This is a genomic window from Entomohabitans teleogrylli (assembly GCF_001484765.1).
GTDB lineage: Bacteria > Pseudomonadota > Gammaproteobacteria > Enterobacterales > Enterobacteriaceae > Entomohabitans > Entomohabitans teleogrylli.
Genome location: NZ_LLXO01000057.1, coordinates 1 through 18,328, shown reverse-complemented (window position 1 = coordinate 18,328; position 18,328 = coordinate 1). Strand labels below are relative to the sequence as shown.

Genomic DNA, 18,328 nt, shown 5'->3' with positions numbered 1-18,328 from the left:
GACACTGCCCGAGCCGCTCATCGAACCGAACGTGAAGCTGCCGCCAGCGCTGGCGTTCTGCTGCTTCATATCATAGCGGGAGCTGTCCTGCTGCGAAGCGAGCGTCAGGTTACGTCCCACCCGGGCCTTCACGGTTTCGCCGCTCACCTGCGCCCCACTCAGCGTGGTATCGCGCCCGCTGATAATGGTCACCTGACGACCGGCATTCAGCATGGTTTCGCTGTGCGTGGTACCGTTGCCCCGCTCGCTGCCCTTACCCTGGTTCATGCTCGCGGACACACTGATGCCCCAGCCCCCGGAACCCACGCCGATACCCACGCCCACGCTACCGCCCCGGCTGTCGTTTTTACCTTCCAGCCGCTGCGTATTCTGAGCTGAAAGCAGATTAACATCCCGCTCTGCGGAAAGCAGCATATCGCGCCCCGCCTGAAGCTGGCTGCCCTGCACAGTGACATCACCGCCGGTGGCGGTGATGCTGAGGTTGTTACCGGCGATCAGGGCACTGCCCTGCGCCTGGCTGCGGGTCTGAGTCTGCGTGGAGGTCGATGACTGACTGCCATACGAGAGGCTGATGCCGACGGTGTTATTGCCACCCCCCGCCTCGCCCTGCGCATTATCCAGCCGCAACGCCTGAGCGGCCTGCACGCCGCTCAGCGCGGCTTTCGTCGCCGTCAGCGCGGACAACCGGCTGTCATTTTCCTCCCGGGCGCTCTGCGCTGTCTGCACCGCCGTATTCAGGGCACTGCCCGCCGCCCCGGAGAGCGCCAGCGTAAAGCCGCTGCTCTTCTGCTCCACCTGATGTCGCTGCACTGACGACTCCCGGGCGTCGGTGATAGCGACCTCCCGGCCGACAAGCGCCATATCCCGGCCGGCAATCAGCTCAGAGCCCTGAACGTCAAGCCGGTTACCGGCGCTCAGCGTCAGACGGCCCTGACTGCTGCCGACGATACTGCCGCGTCCGCCCAGGGTGTCTGCGCTATCCGTGACCCGAATCTGCTGGCTGCCGTAGCTGAAACCAATACCGCCGGTGCCGGAAAGCCCGGTTTTCTGCTCCTTTCGCCAGTGTATTTCGTCCACCGATTCCGCCGCGGTGGTCACGGTGAGGTTACGCCCGGCCTGCAGGGCCACGTCACGGGTTCCCGCCACACTGCTGCCACTGATGGTCAGGTCACGCCCGCTGATCAAGGTGATGGAATCACCGCCAAGGCTGGCGCCGTGAGCGCGGTTGATAATGACCTCATCATGACGTTCGGACGAACGTCCCGACAGCAGGCCTTTACTCGCCTGCCGGCTGTGCTCCGTCAGGTGATAACCGCCACGCCCGGCGCTGATGGCCATATCGCCGCCGGACTGCAGGGTCAGCGCCTTATCCGCGCTCAGCGTGGCGGCCGTCGCCGTCAGGTGATTACCGGCCAGCAGCGTCAGGTCGCCAGCGGCGCTGAGAGTACTGCCGGAGTCCTGATACCGGGTCAGGGTACGCCAGTTATTTTTACCGAAACGACTGTGCTCACTGTGAGTCTGCGTCAGGGTCCCCAGTGTGAGGTCGTGGCCGGCCTGTAGCAGGACATCGCCCTGGCCGGACAACTGGCTGGCGTCAAGGCGAATATCATTCAGGGCCGCCAGCGTCATTTTTCCCCCGGCATTTTGCACAAAAATACCGGCCAGCCGGTCGGCGTATTCGCCATCGGCATTCGCACTGAGCGTACTGCGGCTCAGGATATCCCGCCCGGCGAGCAGACTGACGCCGTCACGCCCGGTCAGTACGCCACCGGTATTCGTGATGTCCTGACGGGCGGAGAGCTCAAGCCGACCGGCATCCATACGACCACGGTTTGTTACCTCCTGCGCGCTGATCTGCACCCGCTCACGGCCGGCGATAACGCCGCTGTTGTTCAGCGCGCCGGTGAGATTCATCGCGATACTGCGCCCGGCAAGCAGCGCACCGCCGCCGTCCACATCGCCGGGGCGCACCCGGGCATAGACCTGCGGCGCCAGAACATCCCGGGTACTGCCGTCCGGCAGGGTGACGGTCTGCCTGACCAGCCATACCATGTCGGCAGTCAGCAGCGCCATCTGTTCCGCCGTGAGGGCCACACCGGGGCTCAGATTATACTGCCTGGCGAGTGTCACCCCGTTATCCATCAGTTGCCGGTACTGCGCTTCATCGCTGGAGAAGCCGTCCAGGAAGCGCTGACCGGTCAGATTCATTATCTGATCGCGCACCAGTTTCTGTTCGTAATAACCATCCCCCAGCCGCTTCAGCAGGCCATCCGGGCTGCCGGTCAACTGGTTCATCATATAATCAGAGCCCAGCCACTGACGGGCGCGGGTAAAGCGCGGATCGGTCTGTGTCAGGTAACCCGCGGTACTGTCCGGGCTCAGGGTGAACAGGCGGCTATCCGGCAGGCGAAAATCCGGCATCATCACCCGTACTTCCCTGTCTGCCGCCTGCCCGCCGGCAACGCGTAGCGGTACCACAGTGACCGCGGCTGCCATACCGGCGCCGCGCGCCTCTGACTGGCTGCCGGGCTGTGCGGCGCTGCGCCCGGCAATCACCGTACCAGAGCCGGTTATCCTGGCGTTACCCTGCCAGGCCTGAACGCCCAAATCAATGGTCTGCGTCCGGGGCGCCGGACGCCAGTCAGAAGAGCGCCTTCCCTGCGAGGTTTTGGTGCCGCCGATGGTACGTTTGGTCTTTTTCGGGTACCAGCGGGTCTGCCTGCCCTCTTCGGTGGTGATACGTTCACCGGTAGTGCCCTGGTTATCCAGTACCCCCACCCGGGTGATGAGCGTACCGCCGGAGACCACCTGACTGTCGCGGTTGGTGGCCCTGTCGGCGTCAACCGTCATCCCGCCGCCGGCGATAATCTGCCCCGGATCGCTGTCGGTAACCTGCGTCTCCCGGACTGTCCGGGTGTAGTTGTATTCATAGAACTCCTGGCCGGATTTCCCGTCCGCAGTACGGGCGCGCCGCACGCCGTACTTATCCCTTTCACTCAGGTCAACGTCAGCCCAGTCATAACGTTCAGTCGCGCCCTGAAAGGTCATTTCATGATGCTGGCTGACGCTGGTGGTGGCCGTCGTGGTGGCAAAACGGTCATTGATATTATTCAGTGTCGCCGTGTTCAGCCACAGACTGTCGCCGGCCTCGATGCGCGCACTGTGGTTGTCGACGGACTGCGCCCGGCCGCTGGCGTGATAACCGGCATCCAGCGCGCCGCCGATGGCCAGCCCGCCGGTGCTGTATATCAGGCCGTGCCGGCGATTGTTCAGACGCTGCGCGCCGATATCCAGCCGCTCCCGGGCGGCGATAACCGGCGCGCTCTCGCCGTTGCCGGCATTCTCCAGCAGACCGGTGGCGATAGCGATATGGTCACCGTAGAGACGCCCGCCGGGGCCATTAATCAGCGTACCGCTGACGATGTGTGTCAGGCCGCCGTCCAGCAGTCCGTCATTCAGGAGCGTGCCGCCAATAAGGAGATGATTTTCCGTGGCGCTGATTTCCCCGCCCGCCTGATTGGTCAGTTCCGCCGCATTCAGGGTCAGCGCGCCGCCGGCGAGGATTTGCCCGCGGTTGTTCACCCCTCCCTGTATCCGGATATCCGCGTCGCCGCCGGCGACAATCCGCCCCTGATGGCTGAACGTCTCGCTCAGGGACAGCGCCAGCGCGCCGCCGGACAGGATGTCGCCATCGCCGCTCATGGCGCGGGCCGCGATCCGGCTCTCCCGGTCGGCGACCACCGTCCCGCCGCTGGCGGTGAAAGCCAGTGTGCTGCCGCCATCAACGGCCAGTTGCTGCTCTGCCGACAGCAGGCCCCGGGTGTTATCGAGCGTACTGCTGACCGCCAGCGCCAGTTGTTGCCCGGCGCGTATCGCTCCCTGGCGGTTATCAAGGCGCTGCGCGGTGACGCTGACCCTGTCGCCTTCCATTCCCTTCCCGGCGCGGTGGGTGTCGCCGTTAAGCAGCGCGTCCGTGGTCACGGCGAGGGTTTTTCCGCTGCGTATCAGGCCGCCGGTATTGTCGGTCTGCGCCGCGCTTATCCGGATGTCGCCCGGTGACAGCAGTTCACCACCCTGACTGAGCAGCGCGGACCCCGCGTCAATATCCAGCGCGCCGCCGGTCACGCTACCGTCGCGATTATCGAGCTGCCCGGTATCGAGGCGAATTTTTCCGGCGCCCTGTAGCGTGCCGCGCCGGTTGTCCAGCGCCTGCTGCTGTGTGGCCACGCTGAGGTCAGCCCCGGCCCGCAGGGCGCCCTGCTGATTACTGAATGCCAGTGTGGTCAGACGCACATCCTGCCCCCCGGCGATAACGCCCTGCGCGTTGTCCAGTTCACCGCTGCGCAGCGTCAGCCCGCCACCGCTGATAATGCCGCCCTGTTCGCCGCTGTGACGGTTGATAAGCTGCCGGCCCCGGGTATCGAGGGTCAGCCCTGCGCCGGCCTGCAACAGGCCGCCGCTGTTATCCAGGGCGCTGCTGGTCGCAAGAAAGGCGCCGCCGGCCGCCAGCCACCCCTGGCGGTTATCCACCTGCACGCCGCGAAATGTCAGGTCGCCCTGCGACGCCACAATCTGGCCGCCCTGGTTATCCAGCGCCCCGGTCAGGGTCAGCGACATCATCCCGCTGCCGCTCTGGAACATCCGCCCGTTGCGGTGCGCCAGGCTGTCGCCGGTAACCGACAGCGCCTGCGCCTGCGTCCGGCTGTCGTTCATCTGCAGTTGCCCGGCGCTCAGCGACAGCCCGCCGCGGCTGACAATATCACCGCCGTCATCCCACAGCCGGGTGGCGGCAAGGGTGAACTGCCCGCCATCATGCAGCAGTTGCCCGCCGGTGTTGTCGAGCTGAGTGGTATCAATCCGCCACTGCCGGGCGTTGCTGCTGATCACCCCGCCCCGGTTATCCAGCCCGTCGCGCAGGGTGAACGTCTGGTCCTGCCCGCCACGCTGAACCATCTGCCCCTGTCCGTTGACCAGCCGCCCGGCGTCCACCTGCAACTGATCGCCGCTCAGTGAACCGCCGCGGTTATCCAGCACGGCGGCCTCGCGTATTGTCAGGCGCTGTTGCGCGCTGACCGCCGCCTGCGCCGTCACCACCTCCCCGCCGCGGGCATTCAGGATGATATCGCGCCCGTGGCTGCGGCTGCCGCGGATATCAATACCGCTGCCGGTCAGCTGTATTTCCCCCGCCGCCCGACTCTGCCCGCCAGCAATCAGCGCGCCCTGACTGGTAACCGTTAAATCGCCGGTATCCGCAAAACGGCCGTCGCTGCCCAGCCCCGCCGCCAGGGTTCCCTCTCCGGTCACCGTCACGCTGTCGGCGCGCAGGGTGGTGTGCTGCGCGCTGGCGAGGAAACCGCTGTTGTGTAACGCCCCGACGGCGGTGACCGTCACACTACCGCCGCCGTGGACTGCCCCGCTGTTGTCCAGCGTCCCGCGGGCGGCGAGATCCATACCGCCCTGCGCGACTATCTGACCGCTGTTGTCAATCCGGCCGTCGACGCCGACCACCACCGTGCCGGCCTGAGCGCCGATATGCCCGGCATTGCGCACCCCGACGCCGCGCTCCGTGCCGGAAAGGCGGATTTTCCCGGCGTACATCCCGCCGAGCTGTGAAACATCGACCCCGAAATCAGGCCGCCCTGCGGCCGCCTGCGTACCCGGCGACACGGTGTCATGCGCGGCATCCGTCTCACTGGCGCCGCCGGTAATGCGCAGCTCCCGGGCCCATATCCCGGCGTTAACCTGAACGGCGCGGGCGATAATGTCGGTATGGTTCGCCTGCGTGCTGTCCATACCGGCGCCGGTGACGGCCACGGTCCCGGCGCCGGTGCGGTAACCGGCAATGCCGCTGTCGTTAAGCAGCACCTGACCGGTGGTCAGGGTGGCGCGGCTGGTGTTGATAAAACCGCAGCCGTCGCAGGTGATGCCGGCCGGGCTGGCGATAACCACCTGCGCCTGCCTGCCCGCCACCTCGATAAAGCCGTTCAGCCGGCTCGGGTCGCGGGCGTTAACTTCGTTGAGGATCACCCGCGCTTCGCCCTTCGCCAGCCAGGGATTGGCGCTGACCATGCCGCCGAGCTGCGTGGCGGTATGGGCATGCGAGTTATTGAGGATGAGGCCTTTTTTGTCGACATCGAAGCGGCTGTAGACATTGCGCGATACACCGCCCCGGCCCGGGGTCTGGATGTTGACCTGCGGCGTGCCGTCGGCGCTGCTGATAACGGTCGGCTGCTGCCTGCCCGGCGCCGTGCGGTCGGCCACCACCTCAGCGCAAGCGGGATAAACGGCCCCCAGCGCCAGCCACAGGCTGAAGCACAGCCCTTTGAGACGCGGCAGACAGCGGCGCGACGCCACGCTCCCACGGCCGGGCCCGCCGTGGGGCGCCCGGGCGATATCCGCCACCACCATCAGCATATTCCGCGCCGGATTAAAGATGATTCGCCAGCAATGTTTATTCATTTTATTGTCTTCCTTGTATTGCCTGCACGGGGGACCGTCTCAGTAATTCCAGTTCAGGTTGAAGCCCACAGTGACCGGGTCGGTGTGGTAGCCATCCGGTTTTGCAAGCGGAATACCGACAAACAGGTCATAGTTCATTCGCATTGCGCTGCCGCGTAATCCCAGTACGCCGCCAGCCAGATGTTTACCGATGGCAAACTCGCTGCCGCGCCCGCCGATTTCGCCGTAATCAACGCCGAGATACAGCTCCTGCCCCGGCAATGGCAAATACCAGCCGAGGTCATTGCGCACGTACCAGCCGCGATCGGCACTCAACGTGCGTTCGCCGTCGAAACCGCGTACCGTCCAGCGGTTACCGATAGAAAACTGGTCCTGCGGGGTCAGCGGCGTGTTGGTGGACTGGCGCGAATACTGGACGTTGTAATGAAAAGCCTGCGCCGCCAGGCGGAATGGCACATCCAGCTGCGCGTTGATTTGCAGAATCTTGCTAAGCGCCGTCGCCTCTTCCCAGTACTCCTCTGGCGCAGGCTGGGCGCCAAACCAGCGAGTACCCCGCTGATAGCTGATGCCCGCATCGAGGGTCGCCCATGACAAGTAGTGGCGGTGCTGCAAACCCAGTTTCCAGGCTGCCGTATGGCGGCGCTGCACACCCACTTCGGTATCGTCAATCCAGTTTTTTGATTCGCGGGCCAGCACGTCGTATGTCAGGGTGGTTTTCTGGCTACCGTTGCGGTGAATAACGCGGCTTATCTGAATATCGAGATTTTTGCTGTTGCCGCTGTAGCGATAGTCCCCGGTGCGACCGGCGACCGTCTGGTGGTAGTCATAATCATTGCCGGTGACGCCAACCATCCAGTAACCGAAGGGAACGGAATAATGGGCGGTGAGGTTTTTGGTGCCTTTATCGCCGTGATGTTCCAAATCATGGGTTGCGGAAATGTAGAATAAATCGCTAAGAGAGAAAGGATTATCCAGTGAGAATGTCAGGCCGCCCTGATAGCGCCCGGTATTGCGGGTGCCGGAATCATCCAGCGATGCCCCAAGACGCCAGATTCTGCTCTGGCGACGCTGCAACAGGATATCGCTTTCCCCGGGCTGAGCGCCGGGGGCAATATCCATACTGGCCTGCACCGTGGGCAGACGTTGCAGGTTTTCCAGCCCCTGTTCAATATCGCGTAGATCGAGCAGATTGCCGCTATGGGCAGGAAAGGCGCTGTACAGCGTGACGTAACGATTGCTGTCCGGCGTCAGTTGTACTGCGCGGATTTGCCCCGGAACAAGCGCCAGTTGTAGCCGTCCGCTCTTCAGATCCTGCGCCGGCGCCAGTACCCGGGCGGTGACATAACCGCTGTCCACCAGGCGATTTTGCAGCGCGCTCATCAGCATATTAATGCCCTGGCTTCCCAAACAGCGCCCCTCTCCCTGACGGGCGATACGCCGCAGAGGCAGCCAGTGAGGAAACGCCTCCAGGCCGGTAAGTTCAACCTGGTGGAGCGGAAAACAGGGCGTTTCCAGCGGAAAAGTCAGTTTACCGCTGGCGCCGGAAGGCGCGGAAAGACGCACATCCGGCGCCGTCGGCATCAGTTGCTGCTCCAGGGCTTTTTGCTGCTCCTGTTGATGCACAAATGGATCGGCGATCGGCGCCGCCTGCAGCGCAAACACCATCAGGAAAGAGACCAGACACACCCTTCTGATATAAGACAAAAATATATAACCCATCAAAAAATCCCTGTCACAGCGTTCCGGTTATCGGTAAAAAATAGGTATTAAATGACAACGACTATCTTTTTATTCGCTATCTATGGCTGTTATGCATTGCCATTACAGGATCCGGAGAATATATCCATGGTCAGCAGAGAGCATGCTTAACCCGGCGAGTTTTCCGGCTATAAAAACATCCATAAAAATACCGCCCGACAGGCTAACAAGCCCTGTTCATCTGATGTTTATCAGTATTTTTATTGACGAGATCAATATCTTCGCCACGTTAGCAACGCGGATATTGCACTTCATGATTATCACAATGAATAAAGTCATAAATAGCAGGCGCCACTATACCTGTAAATGACCCATTTGTTTCACACTGGACTTTTATTCCGACAACTCGCGGCCATTTATCTTTAATACTGATACTTAGCTGTAGAATATATAAATATTATGTCTGTATCAGAAGGGAATATATCAAGGGGGTCAGACAGAAGCTTGATAATAGAACAGTAAATAGACACAGCGCCGCGCCAACCGGGCAACACCATCACCGAACCCGGTATCAGGACGCATACCACACGGGATTATCGCTGGCCAGCCAGCACTCGCCCCGGACATGGCCAGCAACGGTTTACCTCCGGGATACACATCTCCATTCCCGGGGAGAAGTCTCCGGGAATGGTTGATCCTGTTCACGCATCCAGTCACTGATGCGGCCTTCGAGCGCCGCCCGGGCACGCAAAAGACGGCGTCGACGATCGTCCAGCCCCCGCCGGGTACCACACAGTTGCTGAGTGACTTTGGCCAGATCGCCCGAATATAACAGACACCCTTTGCAGGCATATAGCCACGCCGCGGAGCGGACCGCATATTCATCACGCTCCAGCAGTTCCGGCTGCGCAATCAGATTGATACCCAGCGTCAGGCTACAGTTTTGATAGGCCTGGCGCCCGGTGACTTTCAACAGGCCGCGCCCACGAAATGTCCAGCCGTCCCCCCAGGATTCATTGCCGAGATGCTCGCGCCCCCATGCGCCGCCGTAAATCACATTGGCAATGGCCTCCTGATTGGCCGGACGATTTGCCGTAGCGCCAAGAATCCGCGCCTGATCCCAGGAAATACGGTTATTAAACGATCGTTGTAAAACGGAGGGAATATAGTCAAACGATTCAACCAGCCGGGTAAAGTCCTGTGACTCATGACCGATCATGGCAATAAACATCGCCCGATCCCGGGGGCTGCGAATGCCCTGTTCAGACAGGGCAATACGCATATGCGGTATCCAGCGTCGGGCTTCATCAGGCGTTAATCCCGCGGCCTGTTCAAACTGTGATAAATCCATTTTCACCACTCCTCATCCCGTGCCCGGTCAAATAAGAACGCAGTCAGTTGACAGGGATCCCTTTGAGCGGATATATCCCCCACACATTGTCTGGTTTGAAGAGCGTCTGAGCATTCAGCACCATTTCATAAGTGTCTCCGCCATAAGCAATGACGCGCCCCAGCAAAAAAGAAGCAAAATAAGTGTTCCAGTCATCAAATTCAGCCCGCGCCATCAGTGCCACTTTCCTGAGTAGTGCCCACGTTTCTTCCTCAGTGAGATACCCCATAAAATGGAAACAGCGGGCGAGGAAAGCCGTACGCTCATAATCCCAGGCAGACATGCTGGAAACCCCGGCAATTTGTGCATCGCTGAGTTTGATATGGGATCTGAGGTAGCCAAGTGCTTCCTCGCAGGCTTTCCATTCTTCATCATAAAACTCTGCGGGGCGTATACTCTGTTTTACGCTCTGGAATGTACTGGCATATTTGTCCCGATGGCCTTCTTCAATCAGCCATTTGATTTTTTCACGGGCGCTATTCTCATCGAACACCTCCCATGATAAAGCAAAACCCTCCTGATATTCCTGCAGATTTCCTTCGGTAATTTTCAGTAACCGGGTAATCTCGCCACGATGTTCTATCAGCAAAGCGCCGAAGGCCAGCCATTGCTCCTGCTCCGGAGGTAATTGATTGGCGGCGATAAACGCAGCTGTCTTCTTTGCGGAGTATTTCAGAGCGAGCATAATCGCCACACACAAAATAACCACAACCACCGCGATAATACCCAGAACAGTTAACATGCTACACACCTCTCTATAGATAAATACCCACTGTCTTCAGATGCCAGCCAGGGCTCTGAAGCGCTGTTATTTATATTTTCCTCACTGAATTACTTTCATCAGGACGGCGAAATTCCCTTCTGCCACCATGATGTTTATCTCTTATTTCATAAGACGGTTTTTGATGACTTTCTTGCTGTCCACCGAAAGCGTGGCATAACCTGAATCTTTAATATCATTACTGGCAAGGCGTCCTTCCACTCCGATATCTAAGCGATGGACATTGTTAAATACACCAGGTTCCTCAAGCCTTACCCCTTTCCATGCCCAGACGGAAAAACGTTTCCCCAGAGCGGTTTCCTGTTCAGCCATAAATGTCTCCAGATGCGAGAGATCCACTTTCTCAAGAGAAATAAGATAATCCTCAAGACGGAACCGGGAAGCATCGCCACTCACCCGGATTTCCACCTCACGAGGTTTCTGAAACTCTCCTGTTTTGTTGTCCAGCCACATACTCAGCAATTTTCTCGGGTCGTCCGGATTCGGGTAAGAAACTGAGCACGTGGTCATAGCCCCATCAGGGTATTGCGTATCAGAGGTGATTTTCTCTCCGGGAGCAAAAGAAGACCTTATGCTATACACCGTAGCGGTAGCTCCAAGTTTTTCTTTCACTTTCTGAAAACAGATATCCGGGCCGTCAGATAATGAATACTTATAAGCCGGTTCATTATTTGCTTCCGGAGGCGGTGACACAGCCGAACCGGCAGCCGGACTGCTTATTTCTTCTGCATCCTCTTTACAAGCAACAAGATTTGTCACAACGATAACTGCGATGGCCGATAATAACCATGACTTTTTCATAAAACAGATAACCTCAATGTTGTTTTTCCACATCCATAATGAATCGGGTTATTAAAGGCTGCCGCGCAATTTCCTGCACAGCAGAATTAATGCAATTTTAACCCTTTTTTCTGCTCAACTTATCCCGAATAGCCAGCGCATCGACTTATTCAAAGAAATAAATCGGCGGCGGACCATATTTATTCTCCTGATCCTGACCTTTGCGCATCAGGAATATCAGCAGGATCAATTGCCCCACCACCGGTAGGAACATCACCATGACCCACCATCCGGAACGTCCGATGTCATGTAAACGGCGCACCAGTACAGAATATGACGGGCACAGCGTGACAAGGCCCAGCGCAGCAAATATCACCGGCAGCACTTCCTGCGGCGCATCCGACAACATAACGGACATTGCCCCACTACCGGCGAAAATCAGCAGTACCACAAAATTGTACCACCAGTATTCCCGCCGACTGGCTCGCTCGCTGAGATCCAGATAATGATGAAAGAACACGCAGTGAAACCATTTCATGGCTGGATACCGGGTTAATATTTCAGCGACGAAAGCGCGGCCTGGCCGGCTGGTTTGTATTTCTCTTCCAGGTCGCTGGTCGCGTTAAAGGTCGCGATCATCAGTTTTCCGTTAAAAGAGGAGAACTGCATCAGGTTATAGATATATCCGTCCGCATCAGCCGCATCAGGGGTATTTAATTCCAGGCGACCGGTATTATGACCATGCACTTTTACCTGAGAAGAGGATGGTGAAAACGCGCTCATCTGCTTTGTCATGATCTCCATCACCTGAGGGAGCTGCGCTTCCTTAACAGCACTCCCGGTGACGCTAAATGCAACCGTCACCTTTCCCTCTTCACTGGCGACATACCAGGCTTCCTGGGGCCGGTTGCCCGGCTGAGTGTACTTCTTCGCCAGCAGATCCTGCGGCATTTTGACAAACTCAACCGGCAGTTCAATGGTGGCTTTTCCACCGAGAATTTTTACCACCTGGGTTTTATCCGCCGCCAGCGCGGCAGAAGAGAACAACAGACTGCCGGAACTGACTAACAGTGCGCTGAAAATAACTCCATGTTTCATAAGATTAACTCCATTAATAATTTAAACTATCAGCAACGTTCATATTTCACAGCATGCCCGGTAGTTCCGGGCATTTTCCGGTAGCTTGTCTGGCTATCTTGCGGCCGTTGTTCCTTTAAATGCTGGTCCAACGACCGCAATCAACCGATCGCAGAGGCTCCGTTTTTACTCAATATTTCAGCGACGAAAGCGCGGCCTGGCCGGCCGGCGCATACTTCTCTTTCAACTCTTCCGCCGTATTAAACGCGGACAGCAGGAACTTACCGTCCCGTGAGGAAATCTGCATCAGGTTGTAGATGTTTCCTTCCTCAGTTGGGGTAGTCATCTCCAGGCGACTCATTTTCCTGCCGTTCACTGTCACTTCAGAGATTGAGGGAGAAAAGTCGCTCATCTGTTGCTTCATTATCTCAGCAAGTTTCGGTACCTGGGCTTCGCTTATCGCATTGTCAGTAAGGTTGAAGACAATCGCAACTTTGCCGCCTTCACTTTCGACGTACCAGGCTTCCTGCGGGCGCTGCTCTGCAGGATATCTGGCCTCCAGCATCTCCTGAGGCATTCTCACAAAACCTTCCGGCATAACGATAGACGCTTTACCGTCGAGAATTTTCGTCGCATTAGCATCGACTTCTGTTTTGCCGCCATTATCACAGGCGGAAAGCAGCAGGGCGGAACCAACCAGCAGAGCACTAAAAATAACGCCATGTTTCATAACTAATTACTCCATAAATGACTGATAATGTATTGAAAAACTGATGTATCCATACATCAGGTAATAACATCCTGACCAAAGAAAATCTTCAGCCATGGCTTAAACAAGAATAACGACTCACTGACCTGACTGGCTGCTTCAGATATTCCTCTGCACAGGGTGGTGAGCATTAATCAATCTGCTTTAACTTTCCCATTCCAGCGGAGAAACACCATATTTATTGCTACCCGACTGGCTTTTCTGCGTCATAAAGATCAGCCAGATAGCAAATCCGAGTAAGGGTACAAAGAGTACTAATGCCCACCATCCCTTTTTGTCTATGTCATGGAGTCTTCTGACCAGCACACAAATTGACGGGCTGAGAAATAACAAACTCACCACCACACCAGTCGTTAGATGGGCGCTGGTATCCTTGCCAAACATTGCAATAGCGACAAAATTAACTATCAGAGACAAAATACAAACAATAAGGATGTACATCCAGTATTCATGGCGTGACGCTCTCCCTTGCAGATTAAAATAGTTACCAAAAAAAACCTTATTAAACTCTCTCATCATTAACTCCCTTTAAATCCACCCGAGAACATCCTGGAATACAGCATTACCTAAGGACGATAAAACCGTAATATATACAGCCCGATTTTATTCAGGCTGATTTACCCGTCATTAAATAAAGTGGTTGGTCTTATTATTTCCTTTTGCCTTTTGCCGCCGGCTTTTCCTCCGGTTTTACTTCCGGTTCAGCCGCCGCTACCGGCAGATCGCGCAGGCTCAGGTTGACAAAGTAATCCTTACCGAGGATTTTCCCGTTACCCAGCCACTCGATACCCCGGTAGGTCATCCGTACCCCGGCTTCACTGCGCCGCAGGATATTCCCCGCGCCGTCCGACACCGCGTATCCGCTCTCGTTAAGCAGGTTCACCGTCATGGTCTGCGCCTGAGTGTCGCGGTACATCTGCTGCACCGAGTTCAGGTAATCCCCCGCCAGATCTCCCAGCGCCTGCTTTACCCGCGTCTCCACCATCCCCGGCATCTGCACCTGGCTGCCGAGGTTATTCGCCAGCAGCGCATACAGCTGCGCCGTCGCCTTCGCCAGCGCCACCTGCACCTTCACGTCCTGAGCGAATTTCGTGGTATCCCAGCTCACCGTCTCCTGCTCGCGGGTCACGGTTTCCATTTTCTGCGCTTCCCACACCTTCCACTTCGCCGGCGGCGGCAGCGCTTTCTCTTCCTGCACCTGGACCTTTTTCACGCTGCGGTAGCGCAGGTTATCCGGCGCACTGAACAGCGACGTCGCCAGGTAGGCCGCGCACACGCTCTGCTGCGCCCGGGCATCGCCGTGCACCAGCACCGACAGCGGGCTGCCCTGAACCGGCACTGCGGCCACATTCACCTGGCTGTTCTGCAGCGCCCGCAGGATATCCGTCCGGCTGCGGTCGCCCCGCGCCAGGTCGCACACCAGGCGCATCACCTGTTCGTTCACTTTGCCGTTAACCTTCGGCACCATACCGTCCAGCGTGTCGGTAATCAGGGTGTAGGCCGGTACCGACATCACCGCCACCGTGGTGGTGACCGGTGCCGGCACCGCCGCCGGGCTTTCTGCCGCCGCCATCCCTGGCGCTGACAGGGAAGCCAGCATCACCATCAGTGCACCACGCTTAAGCTTTCCTTTCATTCCCTTAATCCTCTTTCAGTGACTGTTGATTCTGTTACTGCACATCCACCGTGATGCGCCGGTTCGGCGCCAGGCAGGCGATCACCGCCGGGGATTTGCCCCCGTCACACTGCACTTTCGGCATCGATGCCCCCATTCCCCGGGTTTCCATCACCGCCGGAGAGATGCCATTCTGCGCCAGTACCCGCTTCACCGATTCCGCCCGCGCCTGTGACAGCCGGTAGTTACTCTCCGCAGAACCGATACGGTCGGTATGGCCGATAATGGTGATACGGCTGACCGTCATCCCGGACTGGCGGATATCCGCCGCCAGCTGACCGATATGCCCTTCCCCTTCCGCACTCAGTTGCGCGCTGGCAAAGCCGAACAGCGCTTCAGCACCCAGTTCGCGGTGCATCGTCACCGCGGTCACCGGCTGCGCCGGCGCCAGCCGCGCCAGGCAGTTTTCCGGCAGGAAGTACGTGCTCCCCACCTTCAGGCTGCTGTCATACAACACCTTGTACTGGCAGGTGATGTCCGTTCCCCCCGCCACCGGGAAGTGGAAGATGTAATCCCACTCCTTCACCCGCAGCGCCCCTTCCTTGAAGTGCGGCACCCCGAGCAGTTCATAAATCTGCGCCTTGCTCATCCCCGGTTTCACCTTCGCCAGCGCGCTAACGTTCGGGTAACTGCCTTCACTTCTCACTGCCGAACGCATTTCCGGGAACACCGGCTGCGCCGTCTTCCCCTGGTCGTCCGGGCTGCTCAGGCTGCGGGTACAGCCGCTCAGCACTAACACCACACAGGCGGAGAGCAGCAGGTTTAACTTCATCTGTTTCATCACTATTTCTTCCTTAAAAAGACCGGAACAGGGTCCCGCCGTGACCGGCGGGACCGCCTGCTGCCTGTTACCACTGGTAGCCCACGCCGATGGCGGCGCCAAAGTCACCCTGGCTGTTCGCCGTACCCGACAGTTTGGTCACCCACTTGCCGTTATCCGAGATGGTTGACACACCCAGCGCCACCGCTGACTGACCCTGATAGGTACCACCGCCCAGGCCTACCATGCTGGCGCCCGCTGAATACGGCTGCGGCAGGCTCGACATCGCCATCGCACCCGCAATACCGGCACTCAGCTTGTCTTTCTGGTCGTTGACCATGTTCTTCAGCTGGTTGAACTGCTTGTTGGTGTAGTTCACCGACTCCGACATACCCTGCTTCAGCTGGCTGACGTTCACCGCATCGGTATCCGCCGTACCCGCCGCCACGTTGGTGATTTGCCGCTCGCTGCCGGCATACCCCACCGATACCGTGTTCTCGCGGCTGGCTACCGAACCGGCGCCCAGCGCCACCGAGTTTTTGGCCGTCGCCGACGAACCGTTACCCAGCGCCACGCTGTTTTCCGCCGAGGCAGAAGACTTCGTGCCAATCGCCATGCTGTTGCTGCCGCTGGCCGAAGCGCCTGCGCCGCCCGCCACCGCATCGCTGCCGGTGACCACCGGTTTGGCATGGTTGCTGGTGTTGTTCACCTGGAACATGCCGTCCTTACCGTTGCTGATATTGGTCACATCATTGCTGATATTGCCGGTGGCATCCTTCAGCTGCGCCACGTTCACCGCGTCAGTGTCTTCGGTACCCGCCGCCACATTGGTAATCTGGCGTTCATTACCTTTCGAGCCCACCGATACTGTGTTGTCGCGATCGGCTACCGAGCCGCTGCCCAGCGCCACCGAGTTACTGGCGGTCACCGAGGCGTTATCGCCGATGGCCACGCTACCGGTACCTGAAGCGCTGGCGTTGTTACCGGTGGCGATGGCGCCATTGCCGGATGCCTGTGCCCCGTTGCCGGTGGCGATGCTGTTATCCCCGCTGGCCACGGTGCTCTGGCCCAGCGCGATGGCGTCCGCACCGCTGGCCACCGCGTCCGGTCCGCTGGAGTTCACCTTCAGGTAACGCATGGTCGGCAGTACCGTGTTGGTGACTGTCTCCTCAATGTTGGTTACCCGGTAATCAAGGTTCTCCACCTTCTGGTTGGTGGCATACAGCTGGCTGCCGTTCACCGCATCGGTACTGGTCGCGTTCAGGTCCCCCGCCGCCACGTTGGTGATTTTGTTCACCGTGGTGGTGCCGTGGCTCGCCGAGAAGGCGCCAAGGGTTTCGTCCCACAGCAGGGCATCGCCCTTCAGCCCGTCAACGTTGATCACGATGTTTTCCAGCGCCGTGTTGGTGGCATACAGCTGCGAACCGTTCACCGCGTCGGTACTGGTCGCCGACAGACGCCCCGCCGCCACGTGAGTGATGGTGCGTTCCGCCCCTTCACTGCCCACGCTGACGGTGCTGGTCGGACTGGCCCCGGCGAACGCGTAATCGTTGCCGCGCAGAGTCACCCCGGAAGTCCCAATTGCCGCTTCGGTCATCGATCCTGCGCCCAGCGCGATATCCCCGGCGTTATTCGCCACTGCCCCCATACCTATCGCTACGGAATCCAGCCCCAGCGCCTGCGAGTCTGCACCCGTTGAGTTAGCGTGGAAGTACTTGATCCCGGTGGTATAAATATTTTCCACCGTATCCCCCAGATTGGTGATGTCCTGGGTATTCTTCGCGATATTGGTGGTATTGATTTCCACCTGCTGGTTAGTGGCAAACAACTGGCTGCCGTTCACCGCATCGGTACTGTTCGCATTCAGGTCGCCCGCTGCCACGTTGGTGATTTTATTCACCACGGTGTCGCCATGGCTTGCCGAGTAGGCGCCCAGCTCCGGATCCCACTGCAGCGCATCCTGCTGGAGATCGGATATCCCGTTATAGATGTTCTCTACCGCGGTGTTGGTGGCGTACAGTTGCGAACCATTCACTGCGTCGGTACTGGTCTCCGACAGACGCCCCGCCGCGACATTGGTGATGGTGCGCTCGGCCCCTTCACTGCCCACGCTGACGGTGCTGGTCGGGTTGGTCCCGGCAAACGCGTAATCGGTACCGTGGAGGGTGACCCCGCCAGTGCCCACCGCTGCTGCCGTTACTGAACCGGCGCCCAGCGCCACATCGTTGGTAAAGTTCGCCACCGCGCCCATACCGATGGCGACAGAATCCAGCCCCAACGCCTGCGAGTCCGCACCCGTTGAGTTAGCGTGGAAGTACTTCGTCCCCTTCTCATTAATGGTGGTCACCGTATCGCCCAGGTTGCTGATGTTCTGCGTGTTCTGCGCGATGTTAGTGGTATTGCTCTCCACCTGCTGGTTAGTGGCAAACAACTGGCTGCCGTTCACCGCATCGGTACTGTTCGCATTCAGATCACCCGCCGCCACGTTGGTGATTTTGTTCACCACTGTGTCGCCATGGCTCGCCGAGAAGGCATTCTGCTCCGGATCCCACAACAGGGCATCGTTCTGCAGCCCGCCAATACTGGTGTTCAGGCTCTCCAGCGCCGTGTTGGTGGCGTACAGTTGCGAACCGTTTACCGCGTCGGTACTGGTCTCGGACAGACGACCCGCCGCGACGTTGGTGATGGTGCGTTCCGCCCCTTCACTGCCCACGCTGACGGTGCTGGTCGGGCTGGCACCGGCAAACGCGTAATCGGTACCGTTGAGGGTGACCCCGTCGGTGCCCACCGCTGCTGCCGTTACTGAACCGGCGCCCAGCGCCACATCACTGGCAAAGTTCGACACCGCGCCCATACCGATGGCCACTGAGTCCAGCCCCACCGCCTGCGAGTCTGCACCCGTTGAGTTAGCGTGGAAGTACTTCGTCCCCTTCTCATTA

12 protein-coding genes are annotated in these 18,328 nt (G+C 58.8%); all 12 read right to left on the bottom strand.

Features of this window, described 5'->3' with window-relative positions; all coding sequences use genetic code 11:
* Positions 1-6,459, bottom strand: a 6,459-nt coding sequence (locus tag AQ981_RS24795; protein ID WP_058914437.1) for a hemagglutinin repeat-containing protein, incomplete at its 3' end; no start/stop codon positions are given.
* 39 nt (positions 6,460-6,498) lie between these two features.
* Positions 6,499-8,124, bottom strand: a complete 1,626-nt coding sequence (locus tag AQ981_RS24790) for a ShlB/FhaC/HecB family hemolysin secretion/activation protein (protein ID WP_249226388.1) — start codon at positions 8,122-8,124, stop codon at positions 6,499-6,501.
* A 673-nt stretch (positions 8,125-8,797) separates the two neighbouring features.
* The gene (locus AQ981_RS24780; protein ID WP_071609017.1) at positions 8,798-9,508 is read right to left on the bottom strand and encodes a glycoside hydrolase family 19 protein; all 711 of its coding nucleotides are present in this window, start codon (positions 9,506-9,508) and stop codon (positions 8,798-8,800) included.
* Positions 9,509-9,551: 43 nt separating this feature from the next.
* Entirely contained in the window at positions 9,552-10,289 is a 738-nt protein-coding gene (locus tag AQ981_RS24775) for a DUF1266 domain-containing protein (RefSeq protein WP_058914434.1), read from the bottom strand.
* A gap of 141 nt (positions 10,290-10,430) precedes the next feature.
* On the bottom strand, positions 10,431-11,129 hold the full coding sequence (locus AQ981_RS24770; protein WP_154675983.1) for a hypothetical protein: 699 nt from the start codon (positions 11,127-11,129) through the stop codon (positions 10,431-10,433).
* Between the two features lie 145 nt (positions 11,130-11,274).
* Complete coding sequence (locus AQ981_RS24765) at positions 11,275-11,646, bottom strand: DUF805 domain-containing protein (RefSeq protein WP_058914432.1); 372 nt, start codon at positions 11,644-11,646, stop codon at positions 11,275-11,277.
* Between the two features lie 14 nt (positions 11,647-11,660).
* Positions 11,661-12,206 carry a hypothetical protein gene (locus AQ981_RS24760; protein WP_058914431.1) on the bottom strand — a complete coding sequence of 182 codons (546 nt, stop codon included), beginning with the start codon at positions 12,204-12,206 and terminating at the stop codon, positions 11,661-11,663.
* Positions 12,207-12,375: 169 nt separating this feature from the next.
* Positions 12,376-12,915, bottom strand: coding sequence for a hypothetical protein (locus AQ981_RS24755; protein ID WP_058914430.1), 540 nt, complete (start codon positions 12,913-12,915; stop codon positions 12,376-12,378).
* Between the two features lie 183 nt (positions 12,916-13,098).
* Positions 13,099-13,473 (bottom strand): DUF805 domain-containing protein, encoded by a 375-nt coding sequence (locus AQ981_RS24750; protein WP_071609016.1) that lies wholly within the window; start codon positions 13,471-13,473, stop codon positions 13,099-13,101.
* 130 nt (positions 13,474-13,603) lie between these two features.
* Positions 13,604-14,590 carry a hypothetical protein gene (locus tag AQ981_RS24745; protein WP_058914428.1) on the bottom strand — a complete coding sequence of 329 codons (987 nt, stop codon included), beginning with the start codon at positions 14,588-14,590 and terminating at the stop codon, positions 13,604-13,606.
* Between the two features lie 34 nt (positions 14,591-14,624).
* Positions 14,625-15,410 carry an OmpA family protein gene (locus tag AQ981_RS24740; RefSeq protein WP_082683272.1) on the bottom strand — a complete coding sequence of 262 codons (786 nt, stop codon included), beginning with the start codon at positions 15,408-15,410 and terminating at the stop codon, positions 14,625-14,627.
* A gap of 67 nt (positions 15,411-15,477) precedes the next feature.
* A partial coding sequence (locus AQ981_RS27060; RefSeq protein ID WP_121500736.1) for a YadA family autotransporter adhesin occupies positions 15,478-18,328 on the bottom strand: 2,851 nt, incomplete at its 5' end.